Source organism: Tropicibacter alexandrii, assembly GCF_003667315.2.
Taxonomy (GTDB): domain Bacteria; phylum Pseudomonadota; class Alphaproteobacteria; order Rhodobacterales; family Rhodobacteraceae; genus Tropicibacter; species Tropicibacter alexandrii.
Window position 1 is genome coordinate 1 of sequence record NZ_RCTZ02000003.1, and the last position, 15971, is coordinate 15971.

Genomic DNA, 15971 nt, shown 5'->3' on the forward strand with positions numbered 1-15971 from the left:
AAGTGGCAAAGTTTTACTCTGCCCGCAGCAAGACTATCCCGCCACTTCCGTGGCTCACTTTTGCACTGACGTTCTCAGGGGAGGCTTTGCGACGTACAGGTCCTCCGGCGGCGCGTAATAGTACCCCGAGTTGCGGTGATAGCCGCGCTCTGAGATCAGTTCGCCCTGTCCGGTAAACATGGGCGCATGCGCTACCCCTACGAGGTCGGGCACCGGCTTATCGGGGTGAGCGTAGAGCTGCTTTACCACGTCAGTAGGAGCGCTGACGCCGAGATACGGTCCATCTCCGTTCGCCTTGCGCCAGTCCGTGATCAGGTTCAGCCGCGCCTCGAAAGTATCCCGATCCAGACGGATTGCCACACCGTCGCGAAATTCCGTCCACTCGCCCTGCCGCTCAAACAGCATGGGGTCGTGAAGGTTCTCGGTCTCCAAGCGCTTGAGGCCGTAGTTACACAGCATCTTGAAGTCATCCTCTCCGACGACGTTCGTCGTGCCACCCTTGGCCTCAGCGCGTTCGTCCGCCTTCTGGATGTGGCGAACTGCTTCGAAGAGGCCATTGAGGTAGTGCCGCGGCAGCTTCCAGCGAGTGTGGAGATTATTGATGAAGTTCTGCTCGACGTGCTTCCCCTCCTTCGCCTTAACGAGACTTGATGCCATGATCGCGAGATCAAGGGTCTTGGGAGTCGTCGTCCACTCGGTCCCACTCAACTCGGAATAGGTCTTCTTGGGGGCCTTCTGGATATCCTTCCAAGACTCGTAAGACAGGTCGTCGAGCACCTCCTTCGCACCCTTGCCGAGCTTCGAAGACGTGATCTGGATTGCCGGTGCTTCAGTCATTGATAGCCTCCCCCCAATCGGAGGCCACGGCAGCGACGACAGGATCATCGGACAGGTCTGCGAGATACCTCGCGTCCGCGTTGCCGCGCAACCAGATCGGCGAGTTTTCCTGCGTGGGGACCATGTCGGCGAGGATCACGACACGGCGTGCGAGGCGCTTGCTGCCAATGACATCTGCGAGATCATCAACGTCAATGATGGCATGTGGATAGTTTGAGATGTAGCGAGACAGCGTCTCGACAAGAATACCGTGTGCGGTATTTGAGGGCATGTTTGTGCTCCAGTTTGGACAGCGTCCAACTGGACGCTGCTAATTCGTTATTATTTCCATGGCTTGCGCCTCTCGTCGGGGGCCGTGCTTACATCGCTGAGCCAGCAGCGAACGGCGGCGTACAAAACGGTCTCTTCTTGCTGCGCGCGAATGCCCGCTTCTCGCGATGACCGAATAGAACGCGATGGTCGAATTATGTGCGCTATATTACTACGCTGTCAATCCCCTTTGGGTTTTAGCACATGACCCACCCCGCGTTGACAATTAGTGCCCCTTACGAATACATTATGCAGCCAGAGCGGCAGCAAGAGAGTACAGCCCATCATCACCGCCACGGCGGTCGATCTCGTTGTTCCATGCGTTGATCTTAGCGAGCCGCCCCGCGTAGCTTTCAGTGGTGTCTTCGTAATACTCAACAAGCTCACGAAGCCCAGTTCGCGGGTCCCACCAGCGACTTTCCTTCGGAATCGCGCGCATTTCCTCCGCGATCACCTCTTCGAGGTCGGTCCTATTTCGATACGGTCGGGGGTCCGACTTGCCATGCTGCGCCATGATGTAGCAGCGCGCCTCGCCGCCTACCGGCTGCGGCAGGTCGCCTTCGCCCTGCTGTGAACGGAAGATCATATCTGCGCCGATCTTAAACACACTCGCCATTTTTGCCTCGTCTTTGTGCTCTTTTCGCGCATTATATCACAAGGATAATTTTGCTCCTAATCACCACGGTAACTTGACGTATGTGAGTCAATCGACTACACTGTCTATATCGTTAATCCTTCGGGCGGCGCTCCACCGCCTCGTCGGAATTTCATGGCTGAAGACCCACCGTTCGCGGTGGGTCTTTTCTGTTAAAGAGGGCGGTGGATGTCGACGAGGCTGACCAATGCGTCGCCCAGATCGGCGAGGTCAGCCACCTTCGACAGCGGCCAAACCCCGCGCCGCCACACCCAATCCCCGCTCTTGTTGAGGGCAAAGCCCGCCGCGGTGAGGACCTTCTGAGTCAACACTTCATCCTCATCGAGGTGGCGCTTGAACCAGTCAAAATCGGCGCGGAACCCGCCAGCCGCGGACCATCGCTTCTGGCGCGTGATGATGCCGCGCAGGACGGAAGCAGCTTCGTAAACGAGCGCATTGTCGTTCCGGACGCGCTCGCCATTATTGTTCTTGGTGATGGGCAGTCGGCCCATGATGTGGCTATTCATTCTTTGCTCCAGTGAGCTGACGGAGGTCAGCCTGTTCTGCTTCATTGAGGCCGCGGTAGCGGCGCAGGATTTCGTACCAGTCGCGCAAATCAAGCACGTCTCCGTCCGGCGCGAGGATATGATCGCGCTGGCGCTGGTAGTCGCCCTCGCGCCAGTCGCCTGAGAGCGCCTCGACGTGATGCTGAATCCGCTCCTCGCGTCCGGGCATGACGTCGCGCATGATGTTCAAAAAGTTGTCGCGCATCTGATCCAGCTCGGGATCGCGGCGCGGGGTGATGTTCTTGTTTACCTCGGCAGGATTCTCGGCAGCGTATGCGGAGATCGCCTGCGAGAGCCGCACGCAGGTCTTGGATGCGGTTTCAGCTTCGGATACAGCGAGGCGCACGATGGACGGGTCCTTGTCCGCGCGCGCGACCTTCATCAGCTCTTCGAGGGCTGACAGAGAGCCAAGGAGCACGTCCAGCATGTGCTTCACCTCAGGAAGCGAAAGAGCGCTCATCCCAGCACCTCCTTCAAGCTGACCTTGGCCTTCGGGGTCTCGAACCGCCCCTGCTGATCGGCCTTGGTCATGTTGTCGCGATGTGTAAACGTCCGGCCCGCCAAGGACCCCAAAGCGCCGCGTGCAGCGGTGGCTTCGCGAGCGAGACCTTCGAGGCGGCACAGCTCCACCAGCTCGGCGATGGCCTCCATGGTGCGCTCGGTCGCGGCGATGAAGCCCTCGAAGATTCCCTCTTCGGAGGCGAAAGTGCGACCCCGTTCTTCGCGCAACCAGCGAATGCGCCGCTTGACCTGTTCCTTGTCGGCGATGCGCTTCCCAGACTGGATCGGGGTGGCGAGCTTGTCGCCATTGGGGTGCGCGCGCTTGATCGCCGAGGCATAGGTGGCCCCCGATGCTACGAGCTGCGCGAACTTTTCATGCTTGCCGTCAGGCAGCTCCCAGCTCCCGTCGTAGTCGCCGGGGACGCCGCGCGCGAGGTAGCCCTCGGGGAGGGCTGCGGTCTTCTTAGCCACGGTCAAATCCAGCCGCGCTGGCGCGCGACAGCGATACGCTGCTGCGGGTTAAGTGACGACAGGAGGGCCTCCCGCTCGTTCATCGTCAGGCTGTCATTGGTATCCTGCCGCGGCTTGTCGAGGCCACGCTCGCGGGCGTAGTTCATCCGCTCGATGCGCGACATGTTCTTAGTGTCCTCGGCGATGCGGTTCGCTTCTGCGACCTTCACCTGTGCAGCGATCAGCTTGTTCGTGACCGCAGGGACGTCCTGCAGCTCCTTCATCGCCGATGCGAGGTCCAGCTCGACCTCCCCGCCGCTGAGAACGTGATCGCGAACGGCGGCGAGGCCGATGATCGCATCCGGCTCGACGGCGACGCCGGTCTGCGCCTCGAAGGCCTGTCCGATTGCGGAGATCGACTGACGGAAGCGCTCGTTGTCTTCGTCCGAAAGGTGGGTGAGGATATTTTCGATGCTCATTTTATGCTGCTACCTGTGCAAGATTGGGGACGTTGACGATGCAGAAAGCGCGGGACCACGACGCCCAGCCTTCGAGCGTCGGAAGTTCAGAGCGGTCACCGGTCAAAACGTAGCGAATGATCGCCGGATGTCGGGCGAGGCGGTCCATGTAGAGGTCGGGCGAAAAGCCGCAGGCCACGGCGGTGTACCTGAATGCTGCGCGCATCTCGGCGAGTCGCTCATTCTCTGCGTCCGTCAGGACGTTCAGGAGCGGCGACGCACCTTCGCAGTACATATCATCCTGCATCGCCTCCAAGCGGCGCTCAGCGTCGATCTGAACCAGCGAGGCCAGCTCATCACCATAGAGGCCGCGCGGGCGCACACTCTTGGGGCCGGTATCGGCGGACGACCCATTTCCCCCGCGCAGCCGCGCGACGACGTCGTCGAGACGATAGAAGATGACCTTCTTGTCGGTGATGTGAGGTGGATGTCCTTCCGGATGGTTCTTGAACCACCGAACCAGCGTCTGCGGCGAGACGCCAAGGACAGCCCGGATGTCGGGGCCGGAGATCGTATAGTGCATGGAGGTGAAGGTTCTTTCTGCTCGTTTGTCGGAACTATAACCGATCTGGAGCAAAAAAGCGAATCACCAACGGTCACGGTTCACACATTATGATGTGTGTCAAGAGAAATTCAGCTCGCAGCCATTCGTCCGCGAGGACGGATGCTTGAAGCTGAATTCAAAGATTCGACGTGGAGCGGGACTCCATCGAGACAAAAATGGTCCATAAACTGGACCCTGCTCGGTGACATAAGTCGCCTAAGCTCTTGATACTTATGTAGTATTTCAGAAAAAGTGGTGCCCGGGGGCGGAATCGAACCACCGACACGAGGATTTTCAATCCACTGCTCTACCCCTGAGCTACCCGGGCACGGGAGAAGGCATCGCCTTCGGGTAGGGCGCGGTCTAAACGAGCCGAAATCCGGTGGCAAGAGGATTTTTCGCCTCTTTTCAACTTTCTTCACCTGCGTCGACGGCAACTCTTTTACAGCCTCACGATCCAAGCTAAGCGGAACCGCATGGCCCTTTCCTTGTCCTCCCTCACGCAGATCCTCGACCATGGTTTCGACACCGTGATCGATGTGCGCAGCCCGGCCGAATTCGCCGAGGATCACGTCCCCGGCGCCATCAACCTGCCGGTGCTCGACAACGAAGAACGCGCTCGGGTCGGCACCATGTATAAGCAGCAAAGCCCGTTCCTCGCGCGGAAACTCGGTGCGGCTCTGGTCTTTCGCAACGCGGCCGATCATATCGCCGGGCCGCTGGCCCATCATGAGGGCGGTTGGCGGCCACTGGTCTATTGCTGGCGCGGTGGTCAAAGGTCAGGGTCCTTTGCATGGATGCTCAGGGAAATCGGCTGGCGGTCCGAGCTGATCGAGGGCGGCTACCGGACCTATCGGCGGCTGGTGACGCGCGCGCTGTATGATGACCCGCTGCCGTTTCAATTCGTGCAACTTGGCGGTTATACCGGCACGGCCAAGACCCAACTTCTGCCGCTTCTGTCAAAGCGCGGCGTGCAAGTGATCGATCTGGAAGGGTTGGCGCGGCATCGGGGCTCTCTGTTGGGGGACATGCCGGGTGGGCAACCCAGCCAGAAGGGGTTCGAGACGGCGCTTGTGCAGGCCTTGCACGGGCTCGACCCGGCGCGCCCCGTTCTGGTCGAGGCCGAAAGCAGCAAGATCGGCGGGCTGAACCTGCCGCCCTCGCTGTGGGACGGGATGAAGGCCGCGCCCTGGGTCGAGGTGGCCGCGCCGTTGGAGGCACGGGCGCGATACCTGTCCGAAGCCTATGCGGATATTCTGGCCGACCATGATGTCCTGACCGAGAAGCTGGCGCCGTTGCGGTATCACCGGGGGCATGCCTTGGTCGATCACTGGCAGGATTTGATGGCCGGGGGGGATATGGTGGCGCTGTGCCGGTCGCTTGCGGCGGATCACTACGATCCGGCTTATGACAAGTCGATGCAGGCGGTGGCCCCGCAGGTGCTGGCACGGGTCGAGGCACCGGGCCTCGGGCAGGCCGAACTGGAGGCGCTGGCGGACCGGGTGGCAGAGGTGGTTCAGACCACGTCGATCTGATCCGGGTTGGCAGTGATCTGGCCGATGATGGCGGCGTCGAAGCCGCTCGCGGTCAGGGTATCAAGCAGCGCATGGGCATCCCCGGGCACGGCGGCCAGCAGGCCGCCCGCGGTTTGCGGATCGAAGAGCAGATCGTTCACGCGCGACTCTGGCAGGTCCGGCAGGGCCGCGCGGTTGTCGGGGTAGATGGTCGAGCGGATGCCCTGTTCGGACAGGGGTAGCGCACCGGGCATGAGCGGAATTTCCGACAGGTCGAGGCGCGCGCCGACACCGGAGGCCCGGCAGATATTGCGCAAATGGCCGAGCAATCCGAACCCGGTGACATCGGTCATGGCATGGGCCTCCGCCAGCAGGCGGGCGGCGGGGCCTTGGGGCTGGCACATCAGGCTCAGCGCGGCTTCCACCCACTCCCCCCGGGCGCGACCGGCCATTTCGGCAGCCATGACCACGCCCGAGCCGATGGGTTTGGTCAGGATCAGCGCATCGCCGGGCTTTGCGCCGGACAGGGAAATCGGCTCGCGCGCGCACAACCCGGTCAGGGTGAATCCGATGGTCAGCTCGGCGCCCAGCGTGCTGTGGCCGCCGACGATCTGCGCGCCGGCCTCGGCCATGACCTCTTGCGCGGTGGCCATGATCTCGGCCATCTGGCGTTCGGCCAAGGCGCGCGATTGCGGCGGCAGGATGAGGTTGACGGTGGCGGCTTGTGGGTCTGCCCCCATGGCCCAGATGTCGCCCAACGCATGCAGGGCGGTGATGCGCGTCATCACCACCGGGTCCAGCACCATGGCGCGCAAATGGTCGGTGGTCATCACCTGTCGCGCGCCGCCGGTCTTCAGGTAGGCGGCATCGTCGCCGGGCAGGGTGACCACGTCATCGCGGGTCGCGGTGACGCAGGAAATCGCGCGGGCCAGCGCGCCTTGGCCCAGCTTTGACCCGCAGCCGCCGCACATCGGTTTCGGTCCGATGGCCTCGATCATCCCGGCGGCGTGGTCGGCGGGCAGGGCGGGGGTGGCCATCTGGGGCAGGTGGCGGAACTGGTCCATGAATTTCTGGTCGATATGGTTCTTCCACTGCCAGAGCCACGCGCCCGACAGCGCCACCCCGTAGCGATCCACCAGCGCGCGTTTCCCGCCAAGGGAGACTAGTTTCAGGTAATCCTCCTGCGCTGTGTAAGGTTTCATCGCGCCTTTGCCGGACAGCGCCGCGCGCAGGTTGTGCAACAGGATCGGGGCCTGACGGACGGCATAGACCCCGGCCTTGGGGCGGGGCTGGTCGGTCATATGGGCGCAGTCCCCCACCGCGAAGATCGCTGGGTCCGAGGTCAGCAAGTGTTTGTCGACATTGATGAAACCATCGGTCTGCGCCAGCGCCAGATCGGCGACCCAAGGGTGTGGCCGCGTGCCAGCGGCACCGCAGATGAATCCGGCCTCGATGGTCTGGTCTTGCAGGACGACCCGACCATCTTCGATCCGCGCGACCTGAGCGCCTTCGATCAGGTCGATGCCGTAGGCCGCCATGGCGGCGCGCAGCTTGCGCGCGGCGGGTTTGCGCAGCGCGGTCAGGGCGCTGTCACGTTCGAGCACGGTGATGCGCGCCGCGCGCCCGCGTTGCCCCAAGGCATGGGCGAAGGCGAGCGCGATCTCACAGCCCGCCACACCGCCGCCGATCACCGCCACGCTGGCCGGGCCGGTGCCGGTGCGATAGGACTCCCAAGCCGAAGCAAAGGGCGCCAGAGGTTTGACCGGCACCGCGTGCTCGGCAAAGCCGGGCAGGGCGGGCATCCGGCTGTGGATGCCGATATCGATCGAGGCGTAGTCATAGGCGATGGGCGGACGGCCCGGCACATGCACCTGTTTCGCCTGAACGTCGATCCCGGTGACCGAGCCCTGCACGACCCGCGCGCCCGCAAAGCGCGCCAGTTTCACCAGATCGATATCCAGCGCGGCGCGGTCGTAGTGCCCCGCCAGATGCCCCGGCAACATGCCGGAATACGGCGCGGTGGGGCCGGGGTTGATGACCGTGATCCGCACGCCAGGCAGCGGCGTCATCCCCCACATGCGCAGCACCAGCGCATGCGTATGGCCGCCACCGATCAGGACGAGGTCTTGGGTATCGGGCAGGGGCATGTGCATCGGCGGACTCCTTTACCCCGGCTCTAGCACGGCCCGCGCGAAACGCCCATGCGACGCTCAGCGCCGGTTGGTGATCCAGCGGCACTGGTAGGGGGCCAGTGTCACGCCATCCTCTTCGGGGTGCATCGCCTCGCCCGAGAGCAGGTCATACCAGTCCTCGTCGGCGATCAGATTCAGCGCGCGCGGCGGCAGGTCGACCGTCTCGGCCGACACGTTGTGCAGGGCAAAGATCGACTGGCTGCGATCCGGCGATTGCCGCCATATGCCAAAGACCCGATCATCGAGGTTCAGCGTGAAGTTCACCGCGCTGGGGTGAAAGGCGGGCTGTTTCGCGCGCAGTTTCAGGCGGTCCGACAGAGCGGTGAGCACGATGGATTGGTCGCTGTCCGGGTCGGCCAGAAGGGCGTTCAACTCGGGGTAGTCCCAGCGATGGCGGTTGATGGCGCGGTTCATGCCGCGCCGTGCCACACCCTCGTGATCGTTGGGCGTGGCCAGCATGGCGTGAATGTAGAAGGCCGGGACCCCTTCGAGCGACATGACGATGGTCTGCGAGGCCAGCATCCGCGCGATCTGGTGATCATCCGTCCCCTGATAGGTCCGCGCCATGGCGGAGAACCACGTGGTGTTCAGCTCGTACACGGCGGTCCCGCCCCCCGGCAGGGCGCGCATCGAGGCAAGGCCTCCGGCCTCCTGCACCGTCTGGATCACCTTGGCGATCTGGTCGTCGGGCAAGAGCCCCTCGGCGGGGCGCATACCAACGCCATCGTGCGAGGCGGTGAAGTTCAGATAGGTGCAGCCCTGCGGCGCGGGCGGCATGGCGCGCGACCAGTTGGACAGATGCCGCGCTTCGCCCGACATCATTGCATGCAGGATCAGCGGCGGCAGGGGGAAGTTGTAGATCCAATGCGCCTCGTTGCACTGTCCGAAATAGGACAGGTTTTCGGCCTTGGGCACGTTCGTCTCGGTCAGCAGGATCACGGGTTCTGTCGCGAAATCCGTCAGCACGCGGAGCAGTTGGATGATCGCGTGGGTCTCCGGCAGGTGGATCGACGGGGTCCCCACTACCTTCCAGATGAAGGCCACCGCATCCAGCCGGATGATCCGCACGCCCATATCCACGTGCAGGCGGATGATGCGCAGGATCTCCAGCAGCACCTCGGGGTTGCGGAAATCCAGATCGACCTGATCGTGGCTGAAGGTACACCAGACATGGCGCTTGCCGTTCACCGTCTCGATTTCCTGCAACAAGGGCGTGGTGCGCGGGCGGACGACGGCGCTCAGGTCGTCGTCTGGCGAGGCCTCGAAGAAGAACTTGTCGTAGGGTTCCTGACCTTGCCGGTAGGCGTTGAACCATGTGCCTTGGGATGAGACATGGTTGAGCACGAGATCCGACATCAGGTGGAAATCCTCGCCGATGCGGGTGATGTCGGGCCAATCTCCGAGGGAAGGGTTGACCTTGCGATAATCCGTCACGGCAAAGCCGTCATCCGAGGTGAACGGAAAGAAGGGCAGGATGTGCACACCGTTCACCACGCCCGCCATCCGGGTGTTCAGGAAATCTCGCAACAGGTCGAGCGGCTTGTAGACCCCGTCGCGCAAACTGTCGCCATAGGTGATGAGCACCGAATCCTTTTGCGACCACAGCACCGCCTCGGCGCGGCGGGCGCGCGCGCGCGGGTGGCGCCCCTCGGGCCAGAAGGCGCGCAGGACCTCGTCGGTCAAGGCATCCGGGTCACGGTCGAGATAAATGCGCTGCAACAGGTCCCGCAGGCGGTGACGGAGCTTTACGGCGATTTTCGGCATGGTGCGTTCGTTCCTGATCCCTCCTTGGTAGCTACACCGTCATCGGGCGCGTCGAAACCCATCTGCCTGATTTGCCGTCCTCTTTGCGTCGAATTGCCGATAATTTAGGCAGGCCCTGCGGGCGTGTCGCGTTGCGCGGCGGCGAGAGCGGCTTAAGTTCAGGACAAGCCGTTGTCATCAAGGTGCCCGATGGATCGAGACAGCCCCGAGACATGGGATAGAGAAACCCTCTTGCGCGTCACGCGCCGCGCGATCCACGACCTCGCGGAACCGGTGCGCGGGATGTCGACCGTTCTTGCGATGATCCAAGACCCCGAGATGCCAGAGGACGAGCGTCGGGACTTGCTGGACTTGGCGGGCGTTGCCGCGACGCGGGCGACGGACCTGCTGGCCGGCCTACGGCGCCTCGTGGCCGCGTTGGAGGACCCGCTCGACTGCGGGCCGGTGGACCTTGCGCCGCTATGTGCCACGGTCTGGAGCGATGTCGGCGGCGGCACTGGCGACCTGTCGTGCGATGTCGATCTGCGCGTGCAAGCCGATGCGAGGGCCTTGGCGCAGGTGCTGGCCGAACTGTTCCGCAACGTGCTTGCCCACGGGGGCGGGTGCGCGCATGTGACGGCCCACGCGGAGGACGGGTGGGGCGTGATCCTCGTGCGTGACCGCGGGCCGGGTCTCGACCACGATCAGGCGCAGGCGGTCTTTGCCCCGTTTCACCGGCTGCGGCCCAAATCCGAGATCGAGGGGGCGGGGCTGGGGCTGAGCGTGGCGCGCGCGCTGGTGACGCGCATGGGCGGCCAGATACGGATCATCGCGACAGACGAGGGCGGCGGTGTTCGGGTGGACCTGCCGCTGCCGGGCGCCGCAATTGGTGACGACCGAGGCCAAAATTAACCGTCCATTAAGGGTAACAAAGTATTACGCGGAACGCGTGGCCATAAAATGGAGTAGGGTATGCGGGTCTTGCTGTTGGAAGATGACGGGATCGACGCAAAGTTCATTGATCGGAGCATCCGGCGCGCCTTTCCCGAGGCACAGGTCGATCTTGCCGCCACGGCAGAGGCCGCGCTTGCGCTGATCACCGGGCTGCCGCAGGGCAGCTATGATTTCATCCTCGTCGACCAGCACCTTCCCGGACAGGCGGGCGCCGACTTCGTGCGGCAGATCCAGCAGTTGGGGTTGCGTGGCAAGGCGGTGACCGTGATGATGACCGGCGACCTGTCCGAGCAGGCGCGGTCTGCGGCGCTGGCCTGCGACTTCGACACCTTCATCGGCAAGCCGGTGCAGGTGTCCCGCTTGACCGAAATCCTGTCCGGGCGCGGCATCTACTGGGAAAACACCGATATTCCCAAGGACCTCGGGCTGTATCGAGAGTTGCGCAAGCAGGCATGACCCGGCCGTCCGGCCCGGGAAAATCCAAGGCATTCGAGACATTTCATCCGGTCCGGAGCACCCTTCCGTGGGCCGATGCCAATTGCCCCCGTCAATTGCGCGCTTTCGGGGCGCGGCTCGGGGCACTGGCCCTACCGACAGGCCGAGATGGTTGACCGTGGCGCTGGACGACGTAAGTCAATACCTGCGCAAAGGACATTTCGTAAAGGGGCAGGGTATGGCAAGCGAACAGGAATTGAGCCGCGAAATCAATCGTCTGGCCGACGAGGTCGCAACCCTGAACAAGCACCGCTTCGTACGGTTGCACAACCGGCCCGGGCGGATGGTGATGTTCCAGTTTGCGCGCGGTCTGGCCTTTGGGCTGGGCACCGCGATCGGCGCGACCGCGCTGGTGTCGCTGGTCGCCTTGGTGCTGGCTCAGTTCGAATTCGTCCCCTATCTGGGCGATCTGGCGGGGCGCATCATCCAGGAAATCCAAGAGTCGAATTGACCCCGGAGCAGCAAGATTCGTTAACCTAATCCGGGCAATTCATTTGCTCGGCGCAGGGCGATCTGAGATAGTCGCCGGGTCTTACTGGATGGTGTGGACACATGTTTTTTCTGACGGGCTTGCTGGGCATGATGGCGCTTGGATCGGTTGCGATCCTGGGCACGACCGTCGCCGAGGACGACATGGACGAACCCGGTGAAGACGGGGTGGGGCAGTCGGGGTCCGATTACTTCGACGACGCCGAGGCGGACCCATCCGATGACACCTCGCTCTTTGCGCGACTGGGTCTGACGGACGACACGGATGACAGTCCGGACGAGACGGTCTCGCCCGAGCCCAGCCCAGACGACGAAACTGCCTTGCAGGACCCGGAGGATGGGCCTTTCTACGCACCGGAACCGGGGCTGACCGAGGTCGGCGGACCGGACGACGACACGCTCGACGGGACGGAGGCCACGGATTTCCTTGGTGGTGGCGATGGGGACGACGTGGTGTCGGGGGCGGGCGGCTCGGATGAACTGACCGGCGGTTCGGGCCTCGACACGCTGGACGGCGGCGATGGCGACGACACGTTGCACGGCGAGTCGGGCAATGACTCGCTGCGCGGGGCTGGCGGTGCCGATACGCTTTACGGCTACGATGGCAATGACGTTCTTGACGGCGGTGAGGGCCGGGATTCCCTCGAAGGCGGGCTTGGCAACGACTTTGCAAGCGGCGGCGGCGAGGCGGATGCTCTGCATGGGCGCGAGGGGGCAGATACGCTGATCGGCGGTCACGGGGCCGACACCCTGTTCGGGGGGTGGGACAACGATCTGCTGATCGGGGTCGAACGCGACGACGACGGCGTTGACCGGGACGTGGCCGATTATCTCAACGGTGGCGATGGCGATGACATGATCGTTGCGGGCAACGGCGATGTCGTCGGCGGCGGCAATGGCAGCGATACGCTGGTCCTCGGGGACTGGATCACCGACCAATCCGCGGAACTCTGGGACTTCGACGCGGCAGAGGACCAGATCGTGATCGTGTTCGATGACAGCGATACGGAGGCCGATCCGGACCTGACCATTCGTATCTCCGAGGCCGATCCGGCCCTGTCCGAGATCGTCGTCGACGGGCAGGTGTTGGGCACTGTCGCCACAGCGCATGCGCCATCGCCTGACATGATCGTGCTCGTTGGCGAAAGCGTCGCGGGTAGCCTGCAGATGGGCACCTTCTAGGCTTTATCCCTTTTCAAATCCGCCCGAATCGCGTATGGGCGCACATCCGCACTCGCGGACTTCTCCAAGGGCCTTGCTGGACGACATCCCGGCTTGCGCCATAACCCCTTTTCTCGAAAGGAGACCCCGATGTCGATCACTGCGGAAGAAAAGAACCGCCTGATGAAGGAATTCGCAACCAAGGAAGGCGACACCGGTTCGCCCGAAATTCAGGTTGCCATTCTGACCTCGCGCATTTCCACCCTGACCGAGCACTTCAAGACCCACAAGAAGGACAACCACTCGCGTCGTGGCCTTCTGAAGCTGGTTGCTCAGCGCCGCAAGCTGCTGGACTACCTGAAGGGCAAGGAAGAGGCCCGTTACCAGGACCTGATCAAGCGTCTGGGCATCCGCCGCTAAGGTGTGATGGACCCCGTCGAGGGACGGACGCCCGCTTGCCAGACCGGCAGGCGGGCGTTTTCTTTTGCTTCGACCCGGCCAAACGGCGGCTTTTCGGTGCGTCGAACCGCAGGCAATGCTTTCCAAACGCCTTGAAAACCTGTATGGCGCAGGCACATCTGAGACGTGACGCCCGGACCCCGGCGCATGACATGATTGAGAGGGGTCGGCGGCAATGGGGCCGCCATTTGGATCGGAGGACCGGCAGGGGCCGGAGCGCCTCCAAGAGGATACATGATGTTCAAAGAAGTGAAGAAGACGATGCAGTGGGGCGAGGAAACGCTCACACTGGAAACGGGCAAGGTTGCCCGTCAGGCCGATGGTTCCGTGATCGCCACGCTGGGCGAGACCTCGGTCATGGCGAACGTGACGTTCGCCAAGCAGCAAAAAGAAGGCCAGGACTTCTTTCCGCTGACCGTCCACTACCAGGAAAAATACTATGCCGCGGGCAAGGTGCCCGGCGGTTTCTTCAAGCGTGAAGCCCGCCCGACCGAGAAGGAAACGCTGACCGCGCGCCTGATCGACCGTCCCATTCGCCCGCTCTTCGTGCCCGGCTTCAAGAACGAAGTTCTGGTGATGTGCACCGTGCTGAGCCACGATCTGGTCAACGATCCCGACATCGTCGCGATGATCGCCGCATCCGCTGCGCTGACCATTTCCGGCGCGCCCTTCATGGGCCCGATCGCCGGTGCGCGCGTTGGTTTCGAGGATGGCGAATACGTCCTGAACCCGACCGTCGAAGACATGGACCAGCTGCGCAACAACCCCGAGCAGCGTCTGGACCTCGTCGTCGCGGGCACCAAGGACGCCGTGATGATGGTGGAATCCGAGGCCTATGAGCTGACCGAGGACGAGATGCTGGGCGCGGTTCTGTTCGCGCATGAGCAGATCCAGCCGGTCATCGACCTGATCATCGATCTGGCCGAAGAGTCCGCCAAGGAACCCTTCGACTTCACCCCGCCGGATTACTCTGACCTCTACGCTGCCGTGAAGGCCGCCGGTGAGGACAAGATGAAGGCCGCCTACGCGATCACCGACAAGCAGGAACGCGTTGCCGCGGTTTCCGCCGCCAAGGAAGGGATCAAGGCGGCGCTGACCGAAGAGCAGCTGGCCGACACCAATCTCGGCTCGGCCCTGAAAAAGCTGGAATCGACCGTTCTGCGCTCGGACGTGGTCAAGAACAAGCGCCGCATCGACGGTCGCGCGCTGGATCAGGTCCGCCCGATCGTGTGCGAAACCGGCCTGCTGCCGCGGACCCACGGTTCGGCCCTGTTCACCCGGGGCGAGACCCAAGGTCTGGTCGTGACCACGCTGGGCACCGGCGACGATGAGCAGATCATCGACGCGCTGCACGGCAACTACCGCTCGAACTTCCTGCTGCACTACAACTTCCCCCCGTATTCGGTGGGTGAGGTTGGCCGCGTGGGCAGCCCGGGCCGTCGTGAAATCGGTCACGGTAAACTCGCTTGGCGCGCGCTTCAGGCGGTTCTGCCGGCGGCGACCGACTTCCCCTACACGATCCGCGTCGTGTCCGAGATCACCGAGTCGAACGGTTCGTCCTCGATGGCGTCGGTCTGCGGTGGCTCGCTGTCGATGATGGATGCGGGCGTTCCGCTCAAGGCGCCGGTGGCCGGTGTGGCCATGGGTCTGGTGCTGGAAGACGATGGCGACTATGCCGTTCTGACCGACATCCTTGGCGACGAGGATCACCTCGGCGACATGGACTTCAAGGTGGCTGGCACCGAGAAGGGCATCACCTCGCTGCAGATGGATATCAAGGTCGCAGGCATCACGCCCGAGATCATGAAGACCGCGCTGGCTCAGGCCAAGGAAGGCCGTCTACATATCCTCGGCGAGATGGGCAAGGCCCTGTCCTCGGCCGGTGAATTCAGCGTCCACGCGCCGCGCATCGAGACCATGCAGATCCCGACCGACAAGATCCGCGAAGTGATCGGCTCGGGCGGCAAGGTGATCCGCGAGATCGTCGAACTGTCGGGTGCCAAGGTCGACATCAACGATGACGGCATCATCAAGATCGCCAGCCCGAACGGCGAAGCCATTCAGAAGGCCTATGACATGATCTATTCGATCGTGGCAGAGCCGGAAGAAGGCCAGATCTACAAGGGCAAGGTCGTGAAGATCGTCGATTTCGGCGCCTTCGTGAACTTCTTTGGCAAGCGCGACGGTCTGGTGCACGTGTCCCAGATCGAGAACCGCCGCCTGAACCATCCGTCGGATGTGCTGAAGGAAGGGCAGGAAGTCTATGTCAAGCTGCTGGGCTTCGACGACCGCGGCAAGGTGCGCCTTGCAATGAAGATGGTCGATCAGGAGACCGGCAAGGAACTGGAAAAAGAAGCCAAGGAAGAGACCGCCGAATAATCGGTCGCACCTTTGCAAATCGACAGGAGGGCGCCTTTCGGGGCGCCCTTTTCTTTTTGGCGCCAGCGGAAATTGCGTGGAAAATTAGGACTTTGTTTACATGTTTCTGCCAAGCTCGAAGCCGGCAATGGAACATCAAAGGCACGGTACTTCGCCGACTCACGGGATGCCCCGCTTTGGGCCTTGGCATGGGGATGTCAGGGCCCAATTCCATGTCTGACCTGTT

Annotated in this window: 17 protein-coding genes and 1 tRNA gene; 7 read left to right on the forward strand and 11 right to left on the reverse strand. The window is 62.9% G+C overall.

All coding sequences use genetic code 11. The features are described 5' to 3' along the window. Positions 1-54: 54 nt before the first annotated feature. The 9 genes from D8Z78_RS04325 to D8Z78_RS04365 form a co-directional block, all read right to left on the reverse strand. Positions 55-837 (reverse strand): hypothetical protein, encoded by a 783-nt coding sequence (locus D8Z78_RS04325; protein ID WP_121631430.1) that lies wholly within the window; start codon positions 835-837, stop codon positions 55-57. Then, a complete protein-coding gene (locus D8Z78_RS04330) occupies positions 830-1108 on the reverse strand; it encodes a hypothetical protein (RefSeq protein WP_121631429.1) in 279 nt (92 codons plus the stop codon). The genes D8Z78_RS04325 and D8Z78_RS04330 overlap by 8 nt, the downstream gene beginning before the upstream one ends. Positions 1109-1393: 285 nt before the next feature. Then, complete coding sequence (locus D8Z78_RS04335) at positions 1394-1762, reverse strand: hypothetical protein (protein ID WP_121631428.1); 369 nt, start codon at positions 1760-1762, stop codon at positions 1394-1396. Between the two features lie 191 nt (positions 1763-1953). Next, positions 1954-2307, reverse strand: a complete 354-nt coding sequence (locus tag D8Z78_RS04340) for a hypothetical protein (RefSeq protein ID WP_128910601.1) — start codon at positions 2305-2307, stop codon at positions 1954-1956. Continuing rightward, complete coding sequence (locus D8Z78_RS04345; RefSeq protein ID WP_121631426.1) at positions 2300-2806, reverse strand: hypothetical protein; 507 nt, start codon at positions 2804-2806, stop codon at positions 2300-2302. The genes D8Z78_RS04340 and D8Z78_RS04345 overlap by 8 nt, the downstream gene beginning before the upstream one ends. Continuing rightward, positions 2803-3318 carry a hypothetical protein gene (locus D8Z78_RS04350; protein ID WP_128910602.1) on the reverse strand — a complete coding sequence of 172 codons (516 nt, stop codon included), beginning with the start codon at positions 3316-3318 and terminating at the stop codon, positions 2803-2805. Before D8Z78_RS04350 ends, D8Z78_RS04345 begins: the two co-directional genes overlap by 4 nt. Positions 3319-3320: 2 nt before the next feature. After that, the gene (locus tag D8Z78_RS04355) at positions 3321-3776 is read right to left on the reverse strand and encodes a hypothetical protein (protein ID WP_121631424.1); all 456 of its coding nucleotides are present in this window, start codon (positions 3774-3776) and stop codon (positions 3321-3323) included. A 1-nt stretch (position 3777) separates the two neighbouring features. Continuing rightward, on the reverse strand, positions 3778-4338 hold the full coding sequence (locus tag D8Z78_RS04360) for a hypothetical protein (RefSeq protein WP_121631423.1): 561 nt from the start codon (positions 4336-4338) through the stop codon (positions 3778-3780). Between the two features lie 274 nt (positions 4339-4612). Then, positions 4613-4687, reverse strand: a tRNA-Phe gene (locus tag D8Z78_RS04365). Between the two features lie 148 nt (positions 4688-4835). On the opposite strand from D8Z78_RS04365, the gene mnmH reads away from it, so the two are divergent. Further along, entirely contained in the window at positions 4836-5894 is a 1059-nt protein-coding gene (mnmH, locus tag D8Z78_RS04370) for a tRNA 2-selenouridine(34) synthase MnmH (protein WP_121631422.1), read from the forward strand. Here the strand turns inward: mnmH and selD are convergent. Together selD and D8Z78_RS04380 are read right to left on the reverse strand one after the other, a co-directional pair. Next, entirely contained in the window at positions 5876-8026 is a 2151-nt protein-coding gene (selD, locus tag D8Z78_RS04375) for a selenide, water dikinase SelD (RefSeq protein ID WP_121631421.1), read from the reverse strand. The genes mnmH and selD overlap by 19 nt on opposite strands. Positions 8027-8083: 57 nt before the next feature. Next, positions 8084-9829, reverse strand: a complete 1746-nt coding sequence (locus tag D8Z78_RS04380; protein ID WP_121631420.1) for an alpha-amylase family glycosyl hydrolase — start codon at positions 9827-9829, stop codon at positions 8084-8086. Positions 9830-10018: 189 nt separating this feature from the next. Here D8Z78_RS04380 and D8Z78_RS04385 point away from each other — a divergent pair, with 189 nt between their 5' ends. The 6 genes from D8Z78_RS04385 (at position 10019) to pnp (ending at position 15745) form a co-directional block, all read left to right on the forward strand. Further along, positions 10019-10720: a sensor histidine kinase gene (locus D8Z78_RS04385; RefSeq protein WP_121631419.1), complete on the forward strand. Its 702-nt coding sequence runs from the start codon at positions 10019-10021 to the stop codon at positions 10718-10720. A 60-nt stretch (positions 10721-10780) separates the two neighbouring features. Next, positions 10781-11218, forward strand: coding sequence for a response regulator (locus tag D8Z78_RS04390; RefSeq protein ID WP_121631418.1), 438 nt, complete (start codon positions 10781-10783; stop codon positions 11216-11218). Positions 11219-11435: 217 nt separating this feature from the next. After that, positions 11436-11708, forward strand: coding sequence for a DUF5665 domain-containing protein (locus tag D8Z78_RS04395; protein WP_121631417.1), 273 nt, complete (start codon positions 11436-11438; stop codon positions 11706-11708). 101 nt (positions 11709-11809) lie between these two features. After that, on the forward strand, positions 11810-12928 hold the full coding sequence (locus tag D8Z78_RS04400) for a calcium-binding protein (protein WP_121631416.1): 1119 nt from the start codon (positions 11810-11812) through the stop codon (positions 12926-12928). 129 nt (positions 12929-13057) lie between these two features. Continuing rightward, positions 13058-13327: a 30S ribosomal protein S15 gene (rpsO, locus tag D8Z78_RS04405; RefSeq protein WP_121631415.1), complete on the forward strand. Its 270-nt coding sequence runs from the start codon at positions 13058-13060 to the stop codon at positions 13325-13327. A 276-nt stretch (positions 13328-13603) separates the two neighbouring features. Further along, positions 13604-15745: a polyribonucleotide nucleotidyltransferase gene (pnp, locus tag D8Z78_RS04410; protein WP_121631414.1), complete on the forward strand. Its 2142-nt coding sequence runs from the start codon at positions 13604-13606 to the stop codon at positions 15743-15745. Positions 15746-15971 lie beyond the last annotated feature (226 nt).

Bases quoted from the DNA above. Each gene is read 5' to 3' on its own strand.
- D8Z78_RS04395 (WP_121631417.1), top strand. From the start codon at position 11,436: ATGGCAAGCGAACAGGAATTGAGCCGCGAAATCAATCGTCTGGCCGAC.
- rpsO (WP_121631415.1), top strand. From the start codon at position 13,058: ATGTCGATCACTGCGGAAGAAAAGAACCGCCTGATGAAGGAATTCGCA.
- D8Z78_RS04385 (WP_121631419.1), top strand. From the start codon at position 10,019: ATGGATCGAGACAGCCCCGAGACATGGGATAGAGAAACCCTCTTGCGC.
- D8Z78_RS04340 (WP_128910601.1), bottom strand. From the start codon at position 2,307: ATGAATAGCCACATCATGGGCCGACTGCCCATCACCAAGAACAATAAT.
- selD (WP_121631421.1), bottom strand. From the start codon at position 8,026: ATGCACATGCCCCTGCCCGATACCCAAGACCTCGTCCTGATCGGTGGC.
- D8Z78_RS04345 (WP_121631426.1), bottom strand. From the start codon at position 2,806: ATGAGCGCTCTTTCGCTTCCTGAGGTGAAGCACATGCTGGACGTGCTC.
- D8Z78_RS04360 (WP_121631423.1), bottom strand. From the start codon at position 4,338: ATGCACTATACGATCTCCGGCCCCGACATCCGGGCTGTCCTTGGCGTC.
- D8Z78_RS04335 (WP_121631428.1), bottom strand. From the start codon at position 1,762: ATGGCGAGTGTGTTTAAGATCGGCGCAGATATGATCTTCCGTTCACAG.
- D8Z78_RS04380 (WP_121631420.1), bottom strand. From the start codon at position 9,829: ATGCCGAAAATCGCCGTAAAGCTCCGTCACCGCCTGCGGGACCTGTTG.
- D8Z78_RS04330 (WP_121631429.1), bottom strand. From the start codon at position 1,108: ATGCCCTCAAATACCGCACACGGTATTCTTGTCGAGACGCTGTCTCGC.
- D8Z78_RS04390 (WP_121631418.1), top strand. From the start codon at position 10,781: ATGCGGGTCTTGCTGTTGGAAGATGACGGGATCGACGCAAAGTTCATT.
- D8Z78_RS04355 (WP_121631424.1), bottom strand. From the start codon at position 3,776: ATGAGCATCGAAAATATCCTCACCCACCTTTCGGACGAAGACAACGAG.
- D8Z78_RS04325 (WP_121631430.1), bottom strand. From the start codon at position 837: ATGACTGAAGCACCGGCAATCCAGATCACGTCTTCGAAGCTCGGCAAG.
- pnp (WP_121631414.1), top strand. From the start codon at position 13,604: ATGTTCAAAGAAGTGAAGAAGACGATGCAGTGGGGCGAGGAAACGCTC.
- D8Z78_RS04400 (WP_121631416.1), top strand. From the start codon at position 11,810: ATGTTTTTTCTGACGGGCTTGCTGGGCATGATGGCGCTTGGATCGGTT.
- mnmH (WP_121631422.1), top strand. From the start codon at position 4,836: ATGGCCCTTTCCTTGTCCTCCCTCACGCAGATCCTCGACCATGGTTTC.